This window comes from Mesorhizobium sp. AA23, from assembly GCF_001672435.1.
GTDB lineage: Bacteria > Pseudomonadota > Alphaproteobacteria > Rhizobiales > Rhizobiaceae > Mesorhizobium.
Window position 1 is genome coordinate 150,546 of sequence record NZ_LYTP01000031.1, and the last position, 22,896, is coordinate 173,441.

Genomic DNA, 22,896 nt, shown 5'->3' on the forward strand with positions numbered 1-22,896 from the left:
CGTAGTCCACAGATCATGAACTGACGTTTTCGGGCACAGCGATGAAGGACGGCGAGGTCTTCGGCACGACGCAGGCGGGCGAGGCTGTTCGCCGCTTCACCATCCGTGGCGGTGGTCTCACGGCCAACATCATCGGGGTTGGCGCGATCATCCAGGATCTGCGGCTCGCCGGCCATGATGCGCCGCTGGTGTTGGGCTACGACCAGTTCGAGCCCTATGAGACCGACCGCGCCTATTTCGGCGCCGTCGTCGGCCGCTTCGCCAACCGCATTCGCGACGGTCGCTTCACCATCGCCGGCAAGCGCTACCAGACCGAGCGCAATTTTCTAGGGAAACACACGCTGCATGGCGGCTCGCAGGGCTATTTCCACCGGCCATGGTCGGTCTCGCTGCACGGGCGCGATTTCGTGACGCTGACACTGCACGATCCCGACGGCACGATGGGCTTTCCAGGCGCGCTGGACGTCACCTGCACCTATCGGCTGAAGATCCCCGGCACGCTCAGCATGGAACTGACCGCCACATGCGAGGAGCCGACGCTCTGTAATCTTGCGCAGCACTCCTACTTCAATCTCGACGACGGGGGCGCGGGCGACACTCTCGACCACCGGCTGATGCTCAATGCCGGCGCTTATACGCCCGTCGACGCAGAGATGATCCCGACCGGCGCGGTGAAGCCCGTCGACGGCACGCCCTATGACTTCCGCCAGGCGCGGCCGCTGCGCATGGAATCGGAAGGCGAGCAGCTTCCCTACGATCTGAATTACTGCCTCGCCTCCAGCCGTGGACCGCTGCACCAGGCAGCCTGGGTGCAGGGCGCCAGTTCCGGCGTCGAAATGGAAGTCTGGACCACCGAGCCCGGCCTGCAGCTCTATATCGGCCAGTATGTCGCGCCGTCCTCCCCTGGGCTGGACGGGCGCGGCTACAAAGCCTTTTCAGGCTTCTGCCTCGAAGCTCAGACCTGGCCCGACGCGCCGAACCGGCCCTATTTCCCACAGGCCACGCTTTGGCCGGGCCAGATCTACCATCAGGTGACGGAATACAGGTTCCGGCTCCCTAGCTAGATCCCAAAGGCTGTTCTTAGAATCTCGAACGGCGCGAGCGCGCCGCGCACCTGTACGACGGCCGCAGCCACCCGATGCGCGCGCCGAACCGCGTCGACTGGGGCGTGACCGGCAAGCCGGGCGGCGAGATAGCCGCCGTTGAAGGAATCGCCGGCGCCGGTTGTATCGACAGGCGAGGCGACATGCACTGCCTCGATTGTTTCCGAGGCGCCGTCCATGGCAATCAATGCCGGCTGCTCGCCGTTCTTGACGACAACCTCGCCGACCACTCCTCCGAGACGCCTGGCAGTTGTTTCCGGCGCCTCATCGCCAAACAGCATCTGCTCATCCGGAAAAGTGGGCAATGCGATATCCGCGACGGCGAGCGCTTCCAAGATCGCAGCCTGCGCGGTTTCACGGCTCGGCCACAGCCTGGGACGGTAATTCGGGTCAAAGGCGACCAGCGAACCCGCCGCGCGTGCTGTCGCGACGGCCGAAAGCAGGGTTTTGCGCGCGGCATCATCCAGAATTGCCAAAGTGATTCCGGAAAAATAGACAAGCGCCTGGTTTTCAAGACTTTTCGCCAGTGCCGCTGCATCGGAGGCAAGCTGGCGCGCGGCAGCATCGCTTCGCCAGTAAGTGAAGGCGCGCTCGGCTCCAGTGAGCGTGATGGCGTAAAGGCCCGGTCTTGCGCCGGCAATGACCGGGCTGCTGCCGATACCGATGCCGTTCTGGGCTAAGAACGCGATCTGATCGCGGGAAAAAGGGTCGTCGCCGAAGGCCGAGACATAGGTCGCGGGCCGGCCGGGGCTGAGCGCATGCAGCGCCCATAGCGTATTGAAGGTGTCGCCGGCAAAGCCCATACGCCAGTTCGGTCCTGCCTGGCCCGACAGTTCGAGCATGCATTCGCCGATCGACGCGACACCATTGGCTTCCATATGACTTGTCCTCCTAAAGCTTTGGTGCTGTAGCTTTTTGCAGCCAGCAGCGCCATGCTTGGCGCAGGCCGATTTTTGCGCCAGAAGCGATTTCCCACAGGCGGGAGGGATGCTGCGCGCAGCCCGTGACGTTATCAGCCGAAAAGGAGCCGGTTTGGCATCGATATGGCGTTACATTCTTGCGGGTCTCGGTCTTGCTGCCCTGCTGGTCGGCATTCTGACTGTCGTCTACCTGACGGCGCCGCATTCGGCACCGGGCCCCGATACGTCGCGTTCGAAAAAGACGGCGAGCGGCCTGTTCGTTGCGAGCTTCGAGCCGGAGCGCGGCGTCATCCGGCAGGGCGAGCTGCAATCCTGGCTGCTGACGCTGAAGACCTCCGCCGGCGCTCCGGTGGAGGGGGCCGCGATCACCGTTTCCGGCGGCATGCCGCAGCACAATCACGGCCTGCCGACCAGCCCGCAGGCGACCGACTATATGGGGGCGGGACGCTACCGCATCGACGGCGTGAAATTCACCATGACCGGGTGGTGGCAATTGCGCTTCGCGATCTCGGCGGCGGCGGGTTCCGATTCCGTCGTCTTCAACATCGTGTTGTGAGCGGCCGATGAAGCGTCTTCTCCGCCTCGCAAACCTGTCCGCTCTGGCTGCGCTCGCTTGGCTTGGCGGTTGCGGCGAGCCCGAGTTCAGCGACGCCGAGAAGAAGGCCATCGCCTCGCTGGCGTTGAACACGCTGCCGGCGCTCAAAGCGGACATGACGAACCAGTATGCCGATGTGCCGGCCGCTGCGGCGCTCGGATCGACGCTGTTCTTCGATGTCGGCATGAGCCGCGACGGCACGGTGTCCTGCTCGACCTGCCACAAGATCGACCGTCAGTTCCAGGACGACCTGCCGCGGGCGGTCGGCGTCGGCCACACCAATCGCCGAACCATGCCGCTGGCCGGCGTGGCGCGCGATCCTTGGTTCTTCTGGGACGGACGTCGCGACAGTTTGTGGGCGCAAGCGCTGACGCCGCTCGAAAACCCGCTGGAGCAGGCCGGCAACCGCGCGGCCTTCGCGCATTACATCAAGGACCGGTTCGGCGAGCGCTATGAGCGCATTTTCGGGCCGCTGCCCGATCTTTCCACCGTGCCGGCCAATGCCAGCCCGCTCGGCACCGAGGCCGAAAAGGCGGCATGGAACGCCATGCCCGCCAGGCAGGCCGAAGACGTCAACCGCGTCTTTGCCAATATCGGCAAGGCAATCGCGGCCTTCGAGCGCTCGATCGAACCTGGGCAGACGCGTTTCGACCGCTTCGCGATCGACCTCGCGACCGGCACCAAGCCGCAAGGCGATGCTGCCTTCTCGCCGGAAGAGATCCTCGGGCTGAAGCTGTTCATCGGCAAGGCCAATTGCGTGACCTGCCATAACGGGCCGCGCTTCACCGACAGTTCGTTCCACAACACCGGCGTGCCGCCGGTCAAGGATCTGCCGCCCGACCGCGGCCGGGTCGATGCCGTGGCTCAAGTGCAGGCGGACCCGTTCAACTGCTTCGGCAAGTTCCGCGACGGCGATGAAAGCGCCTGCCGCGAATTGCGCTTCATGGTGAAGGACGGGCAGCAACTCGTGCGCGCCTACAAGACGCCGTCGCTCAGGGGGGCAGCTACGCGTGCGCCCTACATGCATGCCGGGCAGTTCTCGACCCTCGACGAGGTAGTGGCGCATTATTCGAAAGCGGCGTCCAGCGTTGAAGGCGTTTCGGAGATCCACCCGCTCGAGCTCTCCGATCGCGAGCGCGCCGCTCTGGTGGCGTTTCTGAAGACTCTGTCGGAGTAAAGTCTTAATTTTGTGCAATTCCGGACGGAAAACGGCTGCGCACTTTTCCTGGAACTGCGCTAGCGATCCTTCACCGTTTCCATCGCCACAAAGGTGGAAGTCTGTGCCACGTGGGGAAGGGCCGAAATGCGCTCGCCGAGCACGCGGCGGTAGGCGGCGATATCGGTGGTGCGGACCTTCAGGAGATAGTCGAAGCTCGACGCCATCATATGGCACTGCTCGATCTCCGGCACGCCCTGCACCGCGCGGTTGAACGCGTCGAGCGCCGCCGAGCGCGTATCCGACAGCTTCACCTGGACGAAGGCGACATGTCCTTCGCCCATGCGCTCCCGGTCGATAATCGCGCGATAGCCTCTGATGTAGCCCTCCTTCTCAAGACGCTTCACACGGGCCTGCACCGGGGTCTTCGACAGCCCGACCTTCAAAGCCAGCTCGGACATTGAAAGCCGGCCGTCGCGCCCGAGCGCGGCCAGGATGTTGCGGTCAATGCGGTCCAATTGGTCTTCGTTCATCGGTCTTACGGTCAAAATGGCGGGAGCTAAGCCTATACGATAGCTCGAATGGACTGTCTCGTCGATTTCTTTGGACCGACCTGGGCTCCCAGCTGTGCTAGCTTGCGCCAATCGGTCCGGCGACCGCCAGACCTGCTCGCTAACGCTTGCTCTCATGGATCCGACATGCCGCTCGATGCCATCCGCCAGCAGATCCGCGCCAACTATTTGCCCGACGAAGACGAGGCGGTGAGGCGACTGTCCGCGGCTGCCGGGTTTTCGGCGGAAGAGCGCAAGGCGATCTCGGCGCGTGCGGCCGATCTGGTGCGCGCGGTGCGCGGCTCGACCGACCCTCGGCTGATGGAGGTTTTTCTTTCGGCCTATGGCCTGTCGACCAAGGAAGGCGTGGCGCTGATGTGTCTCGCCGAGGCGCTGCTGCGCGTTCCCGATGCCGAGACGATGGACGATCTCATCGCCGACAAGATCGCGCCGCACGACTGGTCGGCGCATTCGGGCAGCTCGAGTTCCATTTTCGTCAACGCCTCGACCTGGGCGCTGATGCTGACCGGCCGCGTGCTCGATGAAGGCGAGGGCGGCATCGAAGGCACGCTGCGCGCCATGGTGCGCAGGCTCGGCGAGCCGGTCATCCGCAAGGCCGTGGCGGCGGCGATGCGCGAAATGGGCGAGCAGTTCGTGCTCGGCCGCACCATCGCCGAGGCGGTCAAGCGCGGCCGTCCGATGACGCAGAAGGGCTATCTCTATTCCTTCGACATGCTGGGTGAGGCGGCCCGCACCGAGGCTGATGCGTTGCGCTATCACCGCGCCTATGCGGATGCGATTTCCTCGCTCGACGCGGGGTCCAATGGCCCGGACATTCGCTACAACCACGGCATTTCGGTCAAGCTTTCGGCACTGCATCCACGCTATGAGGTGGCGCAGAAGGAGAAGATGCTGCCGGTGATGGCCGAGCGGTTGTTGTCGCTGGCGCTTGCCGCGCGGCATTCGCGCATGGGCCTCAACATCGATGCCGAAGAGGCCGACCGGCTCGATTTGTCGCTCGACGTCATCGAACGCGTGCTCGCCGAACCGGAGCTTGCCGGCTGGGATGGTTTCGGCGTCGTCGTCCAGGCCTATGGCCCGCGCGCGGCCTTCGTCATCGACTGGCTCTATGCGCTTGCCAAAAAATACGACCGCAAGATCATGGTGCGGCTGGTGAAGGGCGCCTATTGGGACACCGAGATCAAGCGGGCACAGACGCTTGGGCTTGCCAGCTATCCGGTCTTCACCCGCAAGACCAACACCGACGTCTCGTATGTGGCCTGCGCGCGAAAACTGCTGTCGATGACCGACCGCATCTATCCGCAATTCGCCAGCCACAACGCGCACACGGTGGCTGCCATCCTGTCGATGGCGAAGGATCGCGACTCCTTCGAATTCCAGCGTCTGCACGGTATGGGCGAATCGCTGCACGAGACGGTGCGCAAGGCCGAAAGGACGCGCTGCCGCATCTACGCGCCGGTCGGTGCGCATTCCGACCTGCTCGCCTATCTGGTGCGGCGGCTCTTGGAAAACGGCGCCAACTCCTCTTTCGTCCACCAGTTGACTGACGAGGAGGTCGAGCCGGAAGAAATCGCCCGCGACCCGCTGGAGGCTGTAGAGAAACAAGGCCCCGCCGCCAATCCGGCGATCGCGCGGCCCGCCGCGATCTTCGGCGCCCACCGGCGCAATTCAAAAGGGTTCGACATCAGTGACGCGGTGACGCTTGCAGCCATCGACAGGGCACGGGCGGAATTCGCGGGAGCGGATCGCTGGCATGCCAAGCCGATCACGCGCGCCGCCGGCTACGGCAAGCCGCGCCAGATCGTCAACCCGGCCAAGCCCGATGAGGTCGTCGGCACCGTGCATGAGGCGGCGGCCAGGCAGGTCGCGACGGCCGTTCGCATCGCTGTGCAGGCGCAGCCGGCCTGGGCAAAACGCCTGGTTGCCGAGCGCGCCGCGATCCTCAACCGCGCCGCCGACCTCTACGAGGCCAATGCCGCCGAGTTCTTCGCTTTGGCCACTCGAGAGGCCGGCAAGCCGTTGGCCGACGGCGTCGCCGAAGTGCGCGAGGCGGTCGATTTCCTGCGTTACTATGCGGCCGAGGCGGCGAATGCCGAAGCGGGCACTGAAGCCCGTGGCGCGATCGTCTGCATCTCGCCGTGGAATTTCCCGCTGGCCATCTTCACCGGCCAGATCGCGGCGGCGCTCGTCACCGGCAATTCGGTGATCGCGAAGCCCGCCGAGCAGACGCCGCTGATCGCCTTCCGCGCCGTCGAGATGCTGCGCGAGGCCGGCGTGCCGGAGGATATCATCCAGCTCCTGCCGGGTGACGGTGCGTCGGTCGGAGCGCCGCTCACCGCCGACCCGCGCATCGCAGGTGTCTGCTTTACCGGCTCGACCGAGGTCGCCAAGCTGATCGAAAAACAGCTGGCCGAAACGGCGGCGCCCGATGCCATGCTGATTGCCGAGACGGGTGGGCTGAACGCCATGATCGTCGATTCCACGGCGCTTCCCGAGCAGGCGGTGCGCGACATCCTCGCCTCCGCCTTCCAAAGCGCCGGGCAGCGCTGCTCGGCGCTGCGCGTGCTCTACGTGCAGAAGGATGTCGAGAAGAAGATGCTGGCCATGCTGAAGGGCGCTATGGAAGCCCTCAATGTCGGCGATCCGTGGCTGATCTCGACCGATGTCGGCCCGGTCATCGACGATGAGGCGCAGGCCTCGATCGGCGACTACTGCAAGAAAAAGGGGCTGGAGGGGCGCCTCATCGCCAAGCTCGAAGCGCCGGCTGCCGGCCGCTTCGTCGCGCCGCATGTCTTTCGGGTCAAAGGCATCGAGGAGATGGAGCGCGAAGTGTTCGGTCCGGTGCTGCATGTCGCCACCTTCGACGCCGACGACATCGACGCGGTGATTGCCGGCATCAACCGCAAGGGCTACGGCCTGACCTTCGGCCTGCACACCCGCATCGAGGGCCGCGTCCAGCATTTCGTCGACGGCATCCATGCCGGCAACATCTATGTCAACCGAAACCAGATCGGCGCCGTCGTCGGCTCGCAGCCCTTCGGCGGCGAGGGTCTGTCCGGCACCGGGCCGAAGGCCGGCGGGCCACATTATCTGCGCCGCTTCCGCAAGGGCCCGCAAGCCGGAACGGAAGTCGGCGACGGCCACAAGGTGACGGCGACGGAACTCGCGGACAATCTGCCGGACCCGACGCTTGGCGGTTGGTCGACGCGACCCGATCGCGTGGCGATTCTGAGAAAACATCTGCGCGGCAAGGGGGCTGCGGCCATCGCCGCCGCAGCGGGCCTCGATTTCGGGCAGGTCGACCTGCCGGGCCCGACCGGCGAGGCCAACACGCTGTCGCTGGCGCCGCGCGGACGGGTGCTCTGCCTCGGGCCGGATGCCGAGACGCTGCTTGCGCAGACAATCCAGGCTTTAGCCGCCGGCAATGCCGTTCTGGCAGTGGCGCCAGGCGCGCCGGCGGCGCTGTCGGCGCTGACCGGCAAGGGCCTGCCACTGGCGGCGATCGACGGTCGGCCGGACCCGGTCGAGGCGCGCTCGCTGCGCGTCGACGTCGTTGCCTTCTCCGGCACGCCGGAAGCGGCGCGCATCGTGCGCAAGGTGGTTGCCGAGCGCGCCGGGCCGATCGTGCCGCTGGTCAGCGAAGTGCTTAATCCGGCGGCTTATGCGCATGAGCGCGCGGTCTGCGTTGACACGACGGCGGCCGGCGGCAATGCCAGCCTGCTCGCGGCAGCCTAATCAGGTGCGGGAAGGCCGCCGCGTTAGCGGCGGTCAGGCGCCCTCGACGACCAAAAACCCTTCGAACTCGGGGTGGCCAAGATAATGCACCTTGGCGGTGCCGGCGTTGCGATGGGCGGCGCGGAAGTTCTCCGACTTCGTCCAGGCGATGAAATCGCGGAGGCTTTAAAAAGGGCCGATCCGCGCCTTGAACACCCAACTTGATTTGCCGGTCTCGGGTGGAATGGGAGGGAACGGGGCTTGCTTGCGCACCAGCGTCAAAGCGAACTGATCGAGCTCGGCGGACCCTGAACTTTCAGTGAGCTGCAGGTCGCTGACGCTGCCGTCGGCCGCGACGACGAAAACCACCCTGGCGTTGTTGCGAGCCTTGGCCTGGATCGATTTCGAAACGCGACGGTTGGCGCGCGCAAGTTTCTTCTGGATTTCACCGCTGTAGTGGGATTCCAGGGCATTGCCGGCAGCGGCCTGTTTCTTGCCCTTGCTGGCGGCAACAGGCGCGTCGCGTGTATCGCCATCCGCCGTGCCGCCGGTTGCATTGGTCTGGTCTGCCGCTGCCGATGGGGCTGGGGCGCTCGATGTCGCACTGGGGACCGGTGGCTGTTGAGGCTCGGCAAGTGGCGCTTCAGCGCTTTGCAGTTCGGTCGCGGGCGTAGGTTTGCTGTCGTCGGGGACAGTCTGGTCATCCTGGCGTGGGCTGGTGGCCGCCACGATATCCGGCGCGGAAGCGGCTTCCTTGACGGCTTGCGGCGGAAGCTGAGGCGTCGAGGGTTCGCTTGCTGGTTCCTGCGCTTCGACCGGCGGTGCGGGCTGCGCGGCCTGGCGTTTCACCGGCTGCGGATCGGGCACCAAGGTGACATCCACGGCGCCGGACGACTGGTCGTCCAGGGCGCTGCCGGTGACGTTGGCGCCGGACTGATCTGTGCCCTCGGCCCGAATCGCGTCCATGGAGTCGAATATCCCGGCAGGCGCGAACAGGAACGCGGCCGCCGCAGCGCCATGGAGCAGGCCGGAAGCGATGATCGCCACCGGCCATTTGCGATGCCCGGCCGAGTGCCGCGGCTGCATGAGCGGCTCGGCCGGCGTGATCGCCGGTTCGCTGCCTGCATCGGAGGAGTGATTGATGTCCTGCATGTCTCGCGCCGAGACCTGCTGTACGCGATAAGAAATTGTCAGATCAAGATCGGTTGCCGCCCATGGCCCACGCCATGGCGTCTCCTGGCGGGCCGGATGCAATCCCCACCTCTATACGCCGAAGGCGATGGCGGTTTTAGTCGAGGTCTTCAGGTCGCGCATGCAGGCCGTCGGCTCGACGCCGGTTCCAGCGCATTCCGTCGCGCTGTTGATCAGCACGCGGCCGAGCTTGCCGCAGTCGGCGCCCGCGAGATCGAAGCGCGTGACTTTCGTCTTGCCGACCGGCAGGTCCTTGAAATCGAGCACGGTGAGGCGGTCGACAACGCCGGACTCATTGAACAGCGCGATTTCGAAAGCGGACTTCGACAGGTCGGCGCCGAGCGCGTTGTTGACGACGAAGGTCAGCCGGCAGCCCTTGTCCGAAGGCTGCACGGCGTTGAGTTCGAGATTAAGGGCCGGCGCTGGCGCAGACTGGCCGCGCGCCGGCACCGGGCCGAGCGACATCGCCAGCGCCGAGGTCAAGAGACGGAGCGATGTCGTCAAGTTCATGGTTCTCAGCCTCCAAAGCGCATGGTTGCCGCAAGCTTCAGCGTGATGCCCGGTTCGTAGAGGACGGCAGTCGTGCTTGCGTTGAGCGGATTGGTGTATTTGACATCGAACAGATTGTCGGCGCGGACGTCGAGCTTGAGGTTGTCGGTCGCCTGGTAACTGGCAAAGGCATTGACCAGCGTATAGTCCTTGGCCACCGGATTGCCCTTGGGCTTGCCGTTATATTGCACTTCACCGCCGACGGTGAGCCTGTCCTCGAGGAAGCGAAGGCCGAGCTGCGCCGTCACCTGCGAGGAGGGAATAGTGGCAAGGTCGGCCCGCTCGCCTTCATACGAAATAGTGTGGCCGTTGATGATCGAGGCCGAGAAGCCCGCATAGCCCCAGCCGGCGTCATAGACGCTTTCCAGTTCGAAACCGTTGATCTTGGCCTTGGCGAAGTTCTGGTACTGGAAGCAGATCGGGATGCCGGGGCCGAACGGGCAGCCGCTGGTCGGGTCGAAGGCCGACAGCGTGACGCCGTCGATATAGTCTTCGACATTGTTGTTGAAATAGGCGGCCTTGAGCCGCAGAGCGTCGCCGCCTTCGAAAATATCGTTCTGCTTGTAGTTGACGCCGAACTCGACGGTCTTGCCGGTCTCAGGCTTGAGATTTGGATTGGGCAGGAAGGGGAAGGTGACGCCGGCCGGATGGTTACCGCTGATCAGCGTCTCCGTCAGCGAGGGTGAGCGGTAGCCTTCCGCATAGGTGCCGTAAAACTGCAGGCCGGCGAGGTCAGCGCTTTCGAAGGGCGATACGCCGACGGTGATGCGCGGCGACAGCCGGTCGCCCGATGTCTCGTGCTCGGAGTCCTTCAGGCTGTAATTGTCGTAGCGCAGGCCGGTGATGACCTCCAGCCATTCCCAGGTCAGCTTGTCCTGGACATAGGCGCCGGACACGTTGCGCTTACCTGACGGCGTGTAGAAGCTGTCGCCGCCGGCTGTGCCCCCGGTTTCAACGTCGTCGCCGACCCAGTCACCGCCGTAAGTCAACTCATGCGCAATGCCGGCGGTCTCGAATCGCGACGTGTTCCATATGTCGATGCCGGTCGTCCCGACATCGAAAGTCGAGAGCGACCCGGCGGGCAGCACCACGGGCAGGCCGGTCGTCGGATCGAAACGGTTCTGCGGGACGAGCGTCGTCAGATCGAGAAGCGTCTTGTTGTAAGAGGCTTTGATGTGGAGATCGAGCCAGCTTTTGGCATCGTCGGTGATGTTGTAGCGGGCGGTGAAGGTATTCGATTTCAGGTCGACATCGTTGGCCGGAACGCCGCCACTGGTCTCCGTCCACCCGTCCTTCGCGCCGACCCAGCCGAGCTTCAACTCGCTGTTCTCGGTCGGGCGAATGGTGGTCTTGAGCAGGCCGCTCAGCACGTCGAAGCCGGTGCCGGCAACGGTGTCGCCGCCACCGTTCTTGTAGTCGCCGTAGTCGCGGTAGACGATGTTACCCAAAACGTCCCAGTTCTCGTTGAAGCGATAGGCGCCGCTAGCGCTGGTGGTCCAGCCCTTGCCATTCGTTTCATAGCGACCGGTGGCGGAAGCCGCCCAGCTTTCCTCCGGCTTGAGGAAATCTCCGGCGTCCTTCGTTTCGAAGAACACCACTCCGCCGATGGCGCCGGAGCCATAGGTGTTGGCGACCGGGCCGCGGATCACGTCGACGGATTTGATGAGCTCGGGATCGACATAGAAGGTCGACTGCGTGCCGTGGTCGGAGCGCTGGAAATCCTGCCTGGCGCCGTCGACGATCACCGCCACGCGGCCGAAATCCTGCAGGCCGCGGATGTTGATGCTGGAGCTGACGCGTCGCGCGTCGGCCTGCACTGCAACTCCCGGCACGCCAAGCAGCATCTCGTTCGGCGTCGTCGCCATGCGGCGCTCAAGCTGTTCCTTGTCGACATGGCTGGCCGAGGCCAGCGACTGGATCGCCGTCTCGCCGGTGCGGCTAATGACGAGGATCTTGTCGAGCAGCGTCGAGTCGCCTGCACTTTTCTGGTCAGTCTTCTTTGTCTGGTCGCTCTGCTGGTCAGCCGCCGGCTGGGTGGCCTGTTGCGCTTTGGCCGCCGGCATACAGAGCGCGATTGCCGCCGCGCCAGCCAGCAAGGCCGCCATTTCCTTCGCCATCGGCCGATCTGTCGGCCGTCCCCAATTCACCAACCCCATGCCCCAACTCCAGATTCTCAGGCTCGATGCTGGCTGGCGCGGGGCTCGCTCGCATTTTTGATCGCGTCCGGCGTCTTAAATGTTGACTCATTTAGTCCGGTAATGCACGACTATTAAACATGAGAAATCGAGTCAAGAATTTAATCGGCATTTGACGAGGCGACCGGCCCGGTGGCCGGCACAGGAAAAAGGGACCGAATGAGATGAACAGCCATAATCCAAGCGACTTTCGCTACCGCGGCCGCCGCTCCGACGACGTGCCCGCGCGTTTTGACCGCGTGGCGATGTCAGTGCGCACGCTCTCCAGCAACGCGCTGTTCCAGGGCGAGCATGAGATCGGCATCGAACATCATGGTGCTCTCTACCGTCTGAAGATCACCCGCCAGGGCAAGCTGATCCTCAACAAGTAAGCACGATCGGCAGACGAACAGGGCAGACAAAAAGTGGGCAGGTGGACGATATGGACCAACGCGTGAAGCCGTCGCCGGACGAGATCCGGGGTTCGCGGGAAGACAATCCGAAGATGCGCGAGCGCGATTTGGCGGCCCAACTCGGCATTTCGGAAGCAGAGCTGGTCGCGGCACATTGCGGCCATGGCGCCGTGCGCGTCGAGCCGCGCGTCAATGACTTGCTGAGCGGCCTCGAAGCGGTCGGCGAAGTGATGGCGCTGACCCGCAACGAAAGCGCCGTGCACGAAAAGATCGGCGTCTACGACAAGGTCGTCACTGGCAATCACAACGCCATGGTGCTCGGCGAGAACATCGACCTGCGCATCTTCCCGAAAGTGTGGGCACATGGCTTTGCCGTCGAGAAACGCGACGGGGGCGAGATCCGCCGCAGCCTGCAGTTCTTCGATGCGGCCGGCGAGGCCGTTCACAAGGTGCATCTGCGGGCAGCCTCGAACCTCTATGCTTACCAGAAGCTGATGGCGAGCCTTGAATCGTCGAACCAGGAGCCGACGATCGCAATCGCCTCAAGCGCGCCGGAGGACGAAGTGGAGGTGCAAGCCTCGGTAGCCAGCATCGACGACCTCCGCGACCGCTGGAGCCGGATGACCGACGTGCATCAGTTCTTCGGCATGCTGAAGACGCTGAAGCTCAGCCGCCGTGAGGCGGTGCGCATGGTGGGCCAGGACTATGCATGGCTGCTCGACAATGATGCCGTCAGCGCCATGTTCCACCACGCGGCGGAAGGCGAGATGCCGATCATGTGCTTCGTCGGCAACCGCGGCTGCATCCAGATCCACTCCGGCCCGATCACGTCGGTCAAGCCGATGGGACCGTGGATCAACGTGCTCGACGAGACCTTCCACCTGCATCTGAGGACCGATCACATCCATGAAGTCTGGGCGGTGCGCAAACCGACCAAGGATGGCCATGTCACGTCGCTCGAGGCTTATGACGCGAAGGGGGGCATGATCATCCAGTTCTTCGGCAAGCGCCATGAAGGCGAGGGCGAGCGCGAAGACTGGCGCTTCCTGGCCGAGAACCTGCCCCGTATCCCCAGCCCGACCGCTGCATGAGGCGAGACTCGATGCGTGTCGTTCACCGTTTCCGCTCTACGCTTGCGCCGCTGATCGGCGTTCTGCTTGCCGCCGCCGCTCTGCCTGCCGGAGCCGATGAAGGTAGGGCCGTCTTCTCCGACACCTCGCGGATTGCCTCCATCGGCGGCTCGATCACCGAGATCGTCTATGCGCTCGGCGAGGAAGGTCATCTCGTCGCCCGTGATTCGACCAGCTCTTTCCCGCAAGCCGCGCAGAAATTGCCTGATGTTGGCTATATGCGCGCGCTGTCGCCGGAGGGCGTTCTGTCGGTCAATCCATCGGGGATTCTAGCCCTGCATGGCAGCGGCCCGAAGGAAACCGTCGACGTGTTGAAGAAATCGAGCGTGCCCTTTATCGAGGTGCCAGAGCGCTACAGCCATGAAGGCATCCTCGAAAAGATCCGCACCGTCGGGAGGGCGCTGGGGGTCGAGGCTAAGGCGGAGCAGCTCGCTGCGGAGACGGACGCGAAGCTGAAGTCGGCCGAAAAGCAGACGGCCGCGATCAAGGAGCGCAAGCGCGTGCTGTTCGTGCTGTCGATGCAGGGCGGCAAGATCCTGGCCGCGGGCAGCGATACGGCCGGCGACGGCATCATCAGGCTTGCCGGCGCCGTCAACGCGGTCGAGGGTTTTTCGGGCTACAAGCAGCTGTCCGACGAGGCGATCGTCACCGCAAGGCCGGATGTGCTCCTGACCATGAAAAACGCCGGTCCACCGATCTCGGAAGATGAGCTGTTCGCCAATCCATCGATCGCTTCGACGCCCGCGGGAGCTGCCCGCAAGCTGATCAGCATGGATGGCGGCTACCTGCTGGGCTTCGGGCCGCGCACGGCCGCGGCCATCCACGACCTCGCCGTCTCGCTTTACGGCAATCAGGTCACGGACTGAGCGGTGATGGCTGAACAGTCGATTGCGGGGCCGGCGGGCAGGGTGAGGGCATCCGATGGCGACCGCTCGGCGCGGGCAAGGATCGTCATCCTGCTTTTGTCTGTCGCGCTTGCGCTGTCCATATTCCTGTCGCTGACCTCGGGCGCTTCGGACGCGTCCGCCGTTCGCGTCATCCGCGACTGGCTGACCGGAGGCGTGCCGGCCGATACGGCGCTCGCCGCGCGCCACCGGCTGATCGTCTATGACATCCGCATGCCGCGCGTGCTGCTCGGCGTGCTGATCGGCGCCGCGCTCGCCGTCTCCGGCGCGGTGATGCAAGGACTGTTCCGCAACCCGCTCGCCGATCCCGGCCTGATCGGCGTCTCGGCCGGCTCGAGCCTTGGCGCGGTGGCAATCATCGTGCTCGGCACAACCTGGCTTGCGCCTGTCACGCTCGCCCTTGGCACGCTCGCCCTGCCGCTGGCAGCCTTCCTCGGCGGCCTGGCGGTGACGCTGCTGCTCTATGCCATTGCGACGCGCCACGGCCGGACGTCAGTCGCCACGATGCTGCTCGCCGGCCTGGCGATCGCCGCCCTTGCCATGGCGCTCACCGGCATACTGGTCTTCGTGGCCGACGACAGCCAATTGCGCGACCTCACCTTCTGGCAACTCGGCTCGCTTGGCGGCGCCACTTGGCCGAAAATCGGCACTGTCGGGCCGGTGATCTTGCTGGCATTGGCGACGATGCCGTTCCTGTCGCGCGGCCTCGATGCGCTGGCGCTCGGCGAGGCGACCGCCGGCCATCTCGGCATTCCGGTCCAGCGGCTGAAATATACGGCCATCGTCGGCGTGTCGGCGGCGGTCGGTGCGTCGGTCGCCGTCAGCGGAGGCATCGGCTTCATCGGCATCGTCGTGCCGCATCTGTTGCGCCTCGCGATCGGTCCGGATAACCGCTACCTACTGCCGGCCTCGGCCTTGCTCGGCGCCTCGCTGCTTCTGCTTGCCGACGCGGTCGCCCGTACCGTCGTCGCGCCCGCCGAACTGCCGATCGGCATCGTCACGGCAGTGGCCGGCGCGCCGTTCTTCCTGTGGATCCTGCTGCGCAAGCGCGGCGTCATTGATCTGTGAGCAGCCGATGATCGAAGCCCGGGACATCTCCGTAGCGATCGGCTCCAGGCGCATCGTGTCGCATGTCGATTTCACGGCGCGGCCGGGCGAGGTAACGGCAATCGTCGGGCCCAATGGCTCGGGCAAGACGACGCTGCTCAAGGCGCTGACGGGCGAGCTCTCCTATACCGGCACTGTCATCCTCAATGGCCGAGACCTGGTTTCCATGAAGCCGGTGGAGGCAGCGACGCATCGCGCCGTGCTGCCGCAGTCCACCACGCTGTCCTTTCCCTTCACGGTGCTAGAGATCGTTCGTCTCGGCCTGATCGGCGGGCGTTCCGGGGTGCTGCCCGGCGAGGATGCGCGCTTGCCCGAGCGGGCGCTGGCGCGTGTCGATCTCGACGGCTTTGCCGGCCGCTTCTACCAGGAGCTTTCAGGCGGCGAGCAGCAGCGCGTCCAGCTTGCCCGTGTACTTTGCCAGGTCTGGGCGCCGGTTCTCGAGGGCAGGCCGCGCTACCTTTTCCTCGACGAGCCTGTCTCCAGCCTCGACGTCAAGCACCAACTGATCATCATGAATATTGCGGGCGATTTCGCGCGGCGCGGCGGCGGCGTGGTGGCGATCCTGCACGACCTCAATCTGACGGCCATGTATGCCGACCGGATTTTCGTGCTCTCTCGTGGCCAACTGGCTGCCGCCGGCTCACCTCAAGAGGTGCTCAATGACGAGCTGATCGAAAAGGTGTTCGACTGCCGGCTCAAGGTCGGCGCACTGCCTGCTGGAAGCGTTCCGTTCGTGTTGCCGCAATCGGCAGCTTAGGCAGCCGGGGCGCGCTGCTCCAGGAGATCGATGCCAAGCAGGTGGCGCACATTCGGGCGCGCGGCGACGAGGTCGGCGATCGTGTAGCGGGAGAGCACGGCGAAGAAGGCATTGAGCGCTTCGCGCAGTGCCGAATTCAAGGCGCAGCTGTCGACCAGCGGGCATTCGGCGGCGTCGTTCTCGAAGCACTCGGCCATGGCGAAGCTCTCTTCGGTGACGCGCACGACGTCGAACAGGCTGATCTGCTCCGCCGGGCGGCCGAGCCTGACGCCGCCATTGCGGCCGCGCACCGTCTCGACCAGGCCGGCCTCGACCAGCGGCTGCAGGATCTTGAACAAAAACAGCTCCGAAACCGAATAGGCGGTGGCGATCTCGGGGATGCGGCTCAGGCGGTCGCTGTTCGCGGCGCAATACATCAGTATGCGCATCGCATAGTTCGTCTGGCGCGTGAGCCGCATGGTATCCTCGCGAAATGAGCTTGGGCCGAATATGGCCCATAGTTTGGAACAATTCCAGACTGGACCGCTACATAGCTGAATAAACTTATCAACTTTTTGTGCGTGTCCGCCGCATCGCGCCGCAATGCGCTTTGAGCGAGCGTTTCCCCGGCGCAGGCCCTAGATAAGTCCGGGTGCAATAGGGAAGGCCTTTCCATGTCACAATCAGCTCAGGCCCTCGCGCCGGTTCGATTCGACGCCGATGCGCAGGCAAAGCTCTCGGCATTGCGGCGGACCAAGTTCGTCGCCGCCGCAGCGCTTGGCCTGTGCATCCTTGTCTTCGCGCTCGCCAAGTCTTTAGAGATCACCCATCCGTGGCTCGGCTTTGTTGCCGCGTTCGCCGAGGCGGCGATCATTGGCGGGCTGGCCGACTGGTATGCGGTCGTGGCGTTGTTCAGGCGCCCGCTCGGCCTGCCGATCCCGCACACGGCCATCATTCCTGAGAACCAGCACCGCATCGCCGACAATCTCGGCCGGTTCATCGAGGCCAATTTCCTTGCGCCGGAGCCCGTGCGGGAAAAGCTCGCCGAGGTCGACTTTGCCGCCCTCGTCGCCGACTGGCTGGCCGACGCCGAACGCGCCGCCGACCTGTCGCGATTCGTCGCCCGCCTGGTGCCGCAGACGCTGACCGCCGTGGAGCAGTCCGGGCTGCGCGACTTCGTCACCAGCCGCTTGCTGGAGCAGATCGAAAAAGTGCCGCTAGCGCCTTTAGCCGCGGAGCTGTTGTCGGCGCTCACCGACGACCGGCGCCACCAGAAACTGTTCGACGAGTTCACCAGGGTGGTCGGGCGCTTCCTGAACGACGAGAAGGCGCTGGCGACGATGCGCGAAAAGATCCGTGAGGAACTGCCGTCGCTGTTCAACCTGTTTCGCGCCGACGCCTATCTGCTCAAGAAGATTGTCGCTTCCGCCGGGTTGCTGCTGGAGGAGGTGCGGGCCGATCCCGATCATCCGGCGCGCGCCGAGTTCGACCGTTTCGTACTTGGCTTCGTCGAGCGGCTCAGGACCTCGAAGCAATATGCAAGACGCGCCGAAAGGCTGAAGCGCGATTTCCTGGGCCGTCCGGAAGTCAGGGCTCTCGCCGGCGAGACTTGGGCAAGCCTGCGCTTGTTCATCGAGCAGGACGCCAACGCGGCCAATTCGACGATCCGCGAGCACCTCGCCAACCTGTTCGTCGAGGTCGGCCGGCATTTGGCCGACGATGCCCAGATCAGGGCCGACATGAACCAGGGTTTTGTTGTGGCGCTCGCCTCCTTCGTCGAAAGCCAGAAGAGCGGCGTGTCGAAATTCATCGCCGATCAGGTCAAGCGCTGGGATCTGGCCCAGCTGACGCGGCTGATCGAGATCAATATCGGCAAGGACCTGCAGTATATCCGCTTCAACGGCATGGTAATCGGCGGTCTGGCCGGCTTGGCACTCTATACGGCGGAGCGGCTGCTTCTCCTCAATTGACGCGGACCGGGCGCGCACTATTCTCCCTAGTGGGCGCTGTAAGAGCGGCAGATCGGGAGGCGACGACATGGCAAGACAACCGGAATCCGACTCTTTTCTGGACATCTTCAGCAGGTTCGGCCGCGACTTGAAGCTGCCGAAGGTCGACATCCAGGCGATCCTCGATCACCACCGCAGGAATCTCGAGGCTCTGGAGAAGTCGGCCCGGGCAAGCGCCGCCGGCGCGTCATCCATTCTGTCGAGACAGCACGAAATGGTGCAGGAGGCGCTCGGCGAAATTACCCGGATGGCACGCAACTACCAGCCTCCGGGCAATCCGCAGGAGTTGATGACGAAGCAGGTGGATTTCGCCAGGAAATCCTTCGAGACAACGCTGAAGAATGCCGGCGAGGTCGCCGACCTGGTTCGGAAATCCGGCACCGAATCGGTCGAAATCCTGCGCGACAGGATCAAGGACGCGATGGCGGAAATCCGGGCCGGCTACGACGGGAAGTGAGCAATCCAGGGCGCCTATTCGGGTTTTCCGGATCGGGTTCAGGCGGCTGAGCAATCGGCGCGTGCGGCTGCGCGTTCGCGGCTTGCCGTAAAACCGTCAAGTCTGAGGGTGAAATCGAGGCGCCGCGAATTGACAGGAGCCGCCGGTTCATGGTCGGGAGATTGGCAGAAGCCAGCAGGAAAGCAGGAATGACGGAAAATCGGCCGAGGACGCCGCCGACCTTCGAACAGTTGCGGACAATGGCCGGCCAGGAGATCGGCGTGTCGGACTGGACGACGGTCGACCAGCAGCGCATCGACCAGTTCGCCCAATGCACGGGCGACCACCAGTGGATACATGTCGATCCGGAGCGCGCGAAGCGGCAGAGCCCGTTCCGCACTACGATCGCGCATGGCTATCTGACGCTGTCGATCATCGGCGCGCTGGCGCTGGAGATGGGCATCGTGCCGGAAAACACGCAAGCCGCCTTCAACTATGGCTTCGACAAAGTGCGCTTCCTGGCGCCGGTGAAGTCCGGCGCACGTATCCGGCTGCGCACGACGCTGCTCACCATGGAAGACCGCGGCCCCGGCCAATATCTGATGAAGGCCGCGAACACCGTCGAGATCGAGGGCGAGCAGAAGCCGGCGCTGACTGCCGAGACGCTGGTGATGATGTATGAGCGCCGCAAGCGGGCAGGCGCCTAAGCTCTGCCGCTGCCGGGCTGCGACGCGCCTTTGCGGCGGGACGCGGCCATTGCCCTTTCAAGCACTCTGAAGTTGCGCTTATCGGCGCATTGGGCGACGTTGAAACGCATGAAGCGGCCGGCGGAGTGCGACAGGCTGAAGGCGTTGCCGGGCGCCAGCACGACATTATCCGCCAGCGCATGGCGGGCGACATCGGCGGCGTCGATGGCGTCGGGCAGGCGGCACCACAGGAACATGCCGGCCCCCTGATCGATCCAGGGCATAACGTCCATTGCTTTCAGCCTGCCGGCTGTTTCGGCCATTGCGCGCGACAGGCGGGTGCGCAACTGCTCGACATGCTTGCGGTAGCTGCCGTCCTTCAGCAGAGTCAGCACCAGTTCCGAGGAGAGCCTCCCGCCGCCGAAAGTCGTGGCGATCTTGAGGTCAATCAGCCGTTCCATCCAGTCGCGGGGCGCGGCGATGAAGCCGCATCGCACCGAAGCCGACAGCGTCTTGGAGAAGGAACCGATCTGGACGACGCGGCCGAGGCCATCGAAGGCCGCCAGCCGCGGCGCCGGCGCGTGCTCGAAATCGGCGAAGATGTCATCCTCGACGATGGCGAGATCCGATTGATCGGCAAGCTTGAGCAGCCGGTGCGCTATAACCGGCGAGAGCACCGCGCCGGTTGGGTTGTGAAGCGCGGAATTGGTGATGTAGAGGCGCGGCCGGTGCTCGGCGAGCGCTTGCGCGAAGAGGTCGATATCGGGCCCCGAGGGTGTCATCGCGACACCGACCACTTTGGCGCGATGCGCGCGCAGCAGCGCATGGAAGTTGAAATAGCAGGGATCGTCGACCAGCACCGCATCGCCCGGCTCGAGGAGCAAGCGGCACAGCAGGTCGATCGCCTGCGTCCCGGACTCGGTGAGCATGATCTGGTCCGGCGAAGCCTCGACGCCGTGCGCCGACAGGCGGCGGGCAAGCAGCTGCCGCAGTGCCGGCAGGCCGAGCGGCGTGCCGTAGTCGGCAAGCGTCGCATCGTCGGCTCGGGCGGCGCCGCGCAGTGCTTGCCGCAACGCGGCCTGAGGCATCCAGGAAGCCGGCAGCCAGCCGCAGCCCGGTTTCAGCATATCGTCGCCTGCCTCCAGCGCTTGCCGCGAGACCCAGAGCGGGTCGACGGCGCGGTCGAGCCGCGGGCCGATCTCGGCCAGCGACAGCGGCGCAAGCGGGCCGGCAGCAAAGAAGCCGGAGCCCGGCCGCGAGCGGATCGTGCCTTCCGCCGCAAGCCGCTCATAGGCCTCGACCACGGTAGACTTCGACACCTGCATCGTGCCGGCGAAGGCGCGGATCGAAGGCAAGCGCGCGCCCGGCGTCAGGATGCGCGCGGCGATCCGCTGCCGGATTGCCGACATGACGGCTTCGACGAGCGTTCCGGCATTCGTGGCTTTCGGGTCGGGCGTGTCCATCTGTACTTCCCTGTCGACCAATACAGTTTTACGGAATTGTACCCCATTGTCTCTGGCAATGCCATGCGCTCTGCCGGTACAGAAGCGCAAACGGAGCGGATGATGGATAAGAGTTTCAACGGCTGGCTCAACGGCTTCATCGGCGTGCTGATCTTCAGCGGCTCGCTGCCGGCGACGCGCGTGGCCGTGGTTGATTTCGACCCGACCTTCCTGACGTCGGCCCGTGCGGCGATGGCCGGTCTGCTCGGCATCGCGGTGCTGTTCCTGTTCCGCGAGAAGCGCCCGGATCGCGGCGATCTGGTCTCGCTGGTCGTCGTTGCGCTAGGCGTCGTGGTCGGCTTTCCCCTGCTGACGGCGCTGGCGCTCAAACATGTCACGGCGGCGCATTCCATCATCTTTGTCGGCCTGCTGCCGCTGGCGACGGCGATCTTCGGTGTGCTGCGCGGCGGCGACCGTCCGCGCCCGGCCTTCTGGCTGTTTTCCTGCCTGGGCAGCACGCTAGTCGCGGGTTTCGCGCTGTCGCAAGGCGTGACCGCCTCACCGGTCGGCGACGGGTTGATGCTCGCAGCCATCATCGCTTGCGGGCTGGGCTATGCGGAAGGTGCGGCGCTGTCGCGCAAGCTCGGCGGCTGGCAGGTGATCTGCTGGGCCTTGGCGCTGTCGCTGCCGGTCATGTTAGCGCTGAGCTTTGCGACCCTGCCGCCGTCTTTTGCCGCTGTCGGCTCCGGCGCATGGATCGGCCTCGGCTATGTCTCGCTGTTCAGCATGCTGATCGGCTTCGTGTTCTGGTATCGCGGCCTGGCGCAGGGCGGCATCGCCGCGGTCGGGCAATTGCAACTGCTGCAGCCCTTCTTCGGCCTGGCGCTCGCGGCGAGTCTGCTGCACGAGCAGGTCAGCCCGCTGATGGTGGTGGTCACGCTCGGCGTGGTGGCCTGCGTGTTCGGGGCGAAGAAGTTCGCCAGGTAGGGAGCCTACTCAAAACTTCGTCACCACGCCGATGCCGATGCCCTCGAAGCCGCCCATCGCCATCAATGCGGCTGGCGCCTCATCGAGGCTGATCCTTTTGCCGACCAACAGTTCGGGCTTCAGCTTGCCGGTGCGAATCATGTCCATCATGGCGGAATAGCGGTAGGCCTGCATGCCGTGGCTGCCGAGGATTTCGAGCTCGAAGGCGATGACCTTGTCCATCGGCACTTGCGGGCGGGCATGGTCGCCCAGCATCAGCCCGACCTGAACATGGCGACCGCGCCGGCGCAGATTGGCGATCGAGTTGAAGCACGTGGTTGGATGGCCGAGCGCGTCCATCGACATATGCGCGCCGCCGTTGGTGATCTGCTTGACGGCCTTGACGACATTGGGCGTGGTCGAAGCGTTGATGGTCGCGACCGCCCCGATCCTTTTCGCAAACTCCAGCTTCTCGTCGGTGAGGTCGATGGCGATGACATTGGCGCCCATGGCGCTGGCGATCATGATCGCCGAGAGACCGACACCGCCGCAGCCATGCACCGCCACCCACTCGCCGGGCGTAACCCGGCCCTGGTCGACGATGGCGCGGAAGGAGGTGACGAAGCGGCAGCCGAGGCTGGCGGCAGTGGCGAACTCCATCTCGTCCGGCAGGCGTACGAGATTGGTGTCGGCATGCTCGATGCCGACATATTCGGCGAACGAGCCCCAGCCCGTGAAGCCAGGTTGGGTCTGGTGCTCGCAGACCTGATGGTTGCCGGAGTTGCATTCGAAGCAGCGGCCGCAGCCGACGGCGAAAGGCACGGTGACGCGGTCGCCGGCCTTCCAGCGGCTCACCTGCTTGCCGGCGGCGACGACGACGCCCGCCAGTTCATGGCCGGGGACATGCGGCAGCGTGATGCCGTCGTCATGACCCATCCAGCCATGCCAGTCGCTGCGGCAAAGACCGGTCGCCTCGACCTTGATGACGACGCCATCCCCCGCCGGCTTGGGGTCAGGCACGGTCTGGATCGTGGGAGCTTCGCCGAATTTTTCGAAGACGACAGCTTTCATGGGAGTGCTTTCTATCCAGTT

21 protein-coding genes and 1 pseudogene are annotated in these 22,896 nt (G+C 64.8%); 13 read left to right on the top strand and 9 right to left on the bottom strand.

The window, feature by feature from the left end; all coding sequences use genetic code 11:
- The first annotated feature begins 41 nt into the window (after positions 1-41).
- A complete protein-coding gene (locus tag A9K66_RS26320; RefSeq protein WP_067329421.1) occupies positions 42-1,064 on the top strand; it encodes an aldose epimerase family protein in 1,023 nt (340 codons plus the stop codon).
- On the opposite strand, the gene A9K66_RS26325 is transcribed toward A9K66_RS26320, so the two are convergent.
- Positions 1,061-1,981 carry a sugar kinase gene (locus A9K66_RS26325; protein WP_067329424.1) on the bottom strand — a complete coding sequence of 307 codons (921 nt, stop codon included), beginning with the start codon at positions 1,979-1,981 and terminating at the stop codon, positions 1,061-1,063. The genes A9K66_RS26320 and A9K66_RS26325 overlap by 4 nt on opposite strands.
- 154 nt (positions 1,982-2,135) lie before the next feature.
- On the opposite strand from A9K66_RS26325, the gene A9K66_RS26330 reads away from it, so the two are divergent.
- Together A9K66_RS26330 and A9K66_RS26335 are read left to right on the top strand one after the other, a co-directional pair.
- Positions 2,136-2,579 carry a FixH family protein gene (locus A9K66_RS26330; protein WP_067329635.1) on the top strand — a complete coding sequence of 148 codons (444 nt, stop codon included), beginning with the start codon at positions 2,136-2,138 and terminating at the stop codon, positions 2,577-2,579.
- A gap of 7 nt (positions 2,580-2,586) precedes the next feature.
- The gene (locus A9K66_RS26335) at positions 2,587-3,795 is read left to right on the top strand and encodes a cytochrome c peroxidase (protein WP_067329428.1); all 1,209 of its coding nucleotides are present in this window, start codon (positions 2,587-2,589) and stop codon (positions 3,793-3,795) included.
- A 59-nt stretch (positions 3,796-3,854) separates the two neighbouring features.
- Here the strand turns inward: A9K66_RS26335 and A9K66_RS26340 are convergent, their stop codons facing one another.
- Positions 3,855-4,307 carry an Lrp/AsnC ligand binding domain-containing protein gene (locus tag A9K66_RS26340; protein ID WP_067329432.1) on the bottom strand — a complete coding sequence of 151 codons (453 nt, stop codon included), beginning with the start codon at positions 4,305-4,307 and terminating at the stop codon, positions 3,855-3,857.
- 165 nt (positions 4,308-4,472) lie between these two features.
- Here A9K66_RS26340 and putA point away from each other — a divergent pair, with 165 nt between their 5' ends.
- On the top strand, positions 4,473-8,081 hold the full coding sequence (gene putA, locus A9K66_RS26345; protein ID WP_067329435.1) for a bifunctional proline dehydrogenase/L-glutamate gamma-semialdehyde dehydrogenase PutA: 3,609 nt from the start codon (positions 4,473-4,475) through the stop codon (positions 8,079-8,081).
- A 33-nt stretch (positions 8,082-8,114) separates the two neighbouring features.
- Here the strand turns inward: putA and A9K66_RS29900 are convergent.
- The 4 genes and pseudogenes from A9K66_RS29900 to A9K66_RS26360 form a co-directional block, all read right to left on the bottom strand.
- Positions 8,115-8,237: pseudogene (locus A9K66_RS29900) on the bottom strand (antibiotic biosynthesis monooxygenase); the annotation flags it as partial.
- 9 nt (positions 8,238-8,246) lie between these two features.
- Positions 8,247-9,107 (bottom strand): TonB family protein, encoded by an 861-nt coding sequence (locus A9K66_RS26350; protein WP_245307693.1) that lies wholly within the window; start codon positions 9,105-9,107, stop codon positions 8,247-8,249.
- Positions 9,108-9,323: 216 nt separating this feature from the next.
- On the bottom strand, positions 9,324-9,761 hold the full coding sequence (locus A9K66_RS26355; RefSeq protein WP_067329442.1) for a hypothetical protein: 438 nt from the start codon (positions 9,759-9,761) through the stop codon (positions 9,324-9,326).
- A gap of 5 nt (positions 9,762-9,766) precedes the next feature.
- A complete protein-coding gene (locus A9K66_RS26360) occupies positions 9,767-11,956 on the bottom strand; it encodes a TonB-dependent hemoglobin/transferrin/lactoferrin family receptor (RefSeq protein ID WP_067329445.1) in 2,190 nt (729 codons plus the stop codon).
- 203 nt (positions 11,957-12,159) lie between these two features.
- Here A9K66_RS26360 and hemP point away from each other — a divergent pair, with 203 nt between their 5' ends.
- Genes hemP through A9K66_RS26385 form a run of 5 tightly spaced genes read left to right on the top strand, consistent with a single transcriptional unit; the run spans position 12,160 to position 16,286 of the window.
- On the top strand, positions 12,160-12,366 hold the full coding sequence (gene hemP / locus A9K66_RS26365) for a hemin uptake protein HemP (protein ID WP_066999851.1): 207 nt from the start codon (positions 12,160-12,162) through the stop codon (positions 12,364-12,366).
- Between the two features lie 50 nt (positions 12,367-12,416).
- Positions 12,417-13,478 carry a hemin-degrading factor gene (locus A9K66_RS26370; RefSeq protein ID WP_067329637.1) on the top strand — a complete coding sequence of 354 codons (1,062 nt, stop codon included), beginning with the start codon at positions 12,417-12,419 and terminating at the stop codon, positions 13,476-13,478.
- Positions 13,479-13,489: 11 nt separating this feature from the next.
- A complete protein-coding gene (locus A9K66_RS26375) occupies positions 13,490-14,383 on the top strand; it encodes a hemin ABC transporter substrate-binding protein (RefSeq protein ID WP_067329448.1) in 894 nt (297 codons plus the stop codon).
- Between the two features lie 6 nt (positions 14,384-14,389).
- Positions 14,390-15,490, top strand: coding sequence for an iron ABC transporter permease (locus A9K66_RS26380; RefSeq protein WP_067329451.1), 1,101 nt, complete (start codon positions 14,390-14,392; stop codon positions 15,488-15,490).
- Positions 15,491-15,497: 7 nt separating this feature from the next.
- A complete protein-coding gene (locus tag A9K66_RS26385) occupies positions 15,498-16,286 on the top strand; it encodes a heme ABC transporter ATP-binding protein (RefSeq protein ID WP_067329454.1) in 789 nt (262 codons plus the stop codon).
- Here the strand turns inward: A9K66_RS26385 and rirA are convergent.
- Entirely contained in the window at positions 16,283-16,744 is a 462-nt protein-coding gene (gene rirA / locus A9K66_RS26390; RefSeq protein ID WP_066999863.1) for an iron-responsive transcriptional regulator RirA, read from the bottom strand. The genes A9K66_RS26385 and rirA overlap by 4 nt on opposite strands.
- A gap of 195 nt (positions 16,745-16,939) precedes the next feature.
- Between rirA and A9K66_RS26395 the strand changes: the two genes are divergently transcribed.
- The 3 genes from A9K66_RS26395 (at position 16,940) to A9K66_RS26405 (ending at position 19,417) form a co-directional block, all read left to right on the top strand.
- Positions 16,940-18,235: a DUF445 domain-containing protein gene (locus A9K66_RS26395; RefSeq protein WP_067329456.1), complete on the top strand. Its 1,296-nt coding sequence runs from the start codon at positions 16,940-16,942 to the stop codon at positions 18,233-18,235.
- A gap of 67 nt (positions 18,236-18,302) precedes the next feature.
- On the top strand, positions 18,303-18,731 hold the full coding sequence (gene phaP / locus A9K66_RS26400; protein ID WP_066999869.1) for a TIGR01841 family phasin: 429 nt from the start codon (positions 18,303-18,305) through the stop codon (positions 18,729-18,731).
- A gap of 188 nt (positions 18,732-18,919) precedes the next feature.
- Positions 18,920-19,417, top strand: a complete 498-nt coding sequence (locus tag A9K66_RS26405) for a MaoC family dehydratase (RefSeq protein ID WP_066999871.1) — start codon at positions 18,920-18,922, stop codon at positions 19,415-19,417.
- Here the strand turns inward: A9K66_RS26405 and A9K66_RS26410 are convergent.
- Positions 19,414-20,859 carry a PLP-dependent aminotransferase family protein gene (locus tag A9K66_RS26410; RefSeq protein ID WP_067329459.1) on the bottom strand — a complete coding sequence of 482 codons (1,446 nt, stop codon included), beginning with the start codon at positions 20,857-20,859 and terminating at the stop codon, positions 19,414-19,416. The genes A9K66_RS26405 and A9K66_RS26410 overlap by 4 nt on opposite strands.
- Positions 20,860-20,961: 102 nt before the next feature.
- Here A9K66_RS26410 and A9K66_RS26415 point away from each other — a divergent pair, with 102 nt between their 5' ends.
- Entirely contained in the window at positions 20,962-21,825 is an 864-nt protein-coding gene (locus tag A9K66_RS26415) for a DMT family transporter (protein ID WP_067329640.1), read from the top strand.
- A 9-nt stretch (positions 21,826-21,834) separates the two neighbouring features.
- On the opposite strand, the gene A9K66_RS26420 is transcribed toward A9K66_RS26415, so the two are convergent.
- Positions 21,835-22,875 (bottom strand): zinc-dependent alcohol dehydrogenase family protein, encoded by a 1,041-nt coding sequence (locus tag A9K66_RS26420; RefSeq protein WP_067329463.1) that lies wholly within the window; start codon positions 22,873-22,875, stop codon positions 21,835-21,837.
- Between the last annotated feature and the right edge of the window lie 21 nt (positions 22,876-22,896).

What these genes read in the sequence shown, in the direction of transcription:
- A9K66_RS26320 (WP_067329421.1), top strand. Translation starts at nt 42, where the DNA reads ATGAAGGACGGCGAGGTCTTCGGCACGACGCAGGCGGGCGAGGCTGTT.
- A9K66_RS26325 (WP_067329424.1), bottom strand. Translation starts at nt 1,981, where the DNA reads ATGGAAGCCAATGGTGTCGCGTCGATCGGCGAATGCATGCTCGAACTG.
- A9K66_RS26335 (WP_067329428.1), top strand. Translation starts at nt 2,587, where the DNA reads ATGAAGCGTCTTCTCCGCCTCGCAAACCTGTCCGCTCTGGCTGCGCTC.
- A9K66_RS26340 (WP_067329432.1), bottom strand. Translation starts at nt 4,307, where the DNA reads ATGAACGAAGACCAATTGGACCGCATTGACCGCAACATCCTGGCCGCG.
- putA (WP_067329435.1), top strand. Translation starts at nt 4,473, where the DNA reads ATGCCGCTCGATGCCATCCGCCAGCAGATCCGCGCCAACTATTTGCCC.
- A9K66_RS26355 (WP_067329442.1), bottom strand. Translation starts at nt 9,761, where the DNA reads ATGAACTTGACGACATCGCTCCGTCTCTTGACCTCGGCGCTGGCGATG.
- A9K66_RS26360 (WP_067329445.1), bottom strand. Translation starts at nt 11,956, where the DNA reads ATGGGGTTGGTGAATTGGGGACGGCCGACAGATCGGCCGATGGCGAAG.
- hemP (WP_066999851.1), top strand. Translation starts at nt 12,160, where the DNA reads ATGAACAGCCATAATCCAAGCGACTTTCGCTACCGCGGCCGCCGCTCC.
- A9K66_RS26370 (WP_067329637.1), top strand. Translation starts at nt 12,417, where the DNA reads ATGGACCAACGCGTGAAGCCGTCGCCGGACGAGATCCGGGGTTCGCGG.
- A9K66_RS26375 (WP_067329448.1), top strand. Translation starts at nt 13,490, where the DNA reads ATGCGTGTCGTTCACCGTTTCCGCTCTACGCTTGCGCCGCTGATCGGC.
- A9K66_RS26380 (WP_067329451.1), top strand. Translation starts at nt 14,390, where the DNA reads ATGGCTGAACAGTCGATTGCGGGGCCGGCGGGCAGGGTGAGGGCATCC.
- A9K66_RS26385 (WP_067329454.1), top strand. Translation starts at nt 15,498, where the DNA reads ATGATCGAAGCCCGGGACATCTCCGTAGCGATCGGCTCCAGGCGCATC.
- rirA (WP_066999863.1), bottom strand. Translation starts at nt 16,744, where the DNA reads ATGCGGCTCACGCGCCAGACGAACTATGCGATGCGCATACTGATGTAT.
- A9K66_RS26395 (WP_067329456.1), top strand. Translation starts at nt 16,940, where the DNA reads ATGTCACAATCAGCTCAGGCCCTCGCGCCGGTTCGATTCGACGCCGAT.
- phaP (WP_066999869.1), top strand. Translation starts at nt 18,303, where the DNA reads ATGGCAAGACAACCGGAATCCGACTCTTTTCTGGACATCTTCAGCAGG.
- A9K66_RS26405 (WP_066999871.1), top strand. Translation starts at nt 18,920, where the DNA reads ATGACGGAAAATCGGCCGAGGACGCCGCCGACCTTCGAACAGTTGCGG.
- A9K66_RS26410 (WP_067329459.1), bottom strand. Translation starts at nt 20,859, where the DNA reads ATGGACACGCCCGACCCGAAAGCCACGAATGCCGGAACGCTCGTCGAA.
- A9K66_RS26415 (WP_067329640.1), top strand. Translation starts at nt 20,962, where the DNA reads ATGGATAAGAGTTTCAACGGCTGGCTCAACGGCTTCATCGGCGTGCTG.
- A9K66_RS26420 (WP_067329463.1), bottom strand. Translation starts at nt 22,875, where the DNA reads ATGAAAGCTGTCGTCTTCGAAAAATTCGGCGAAGCTCCCACGATCCAG.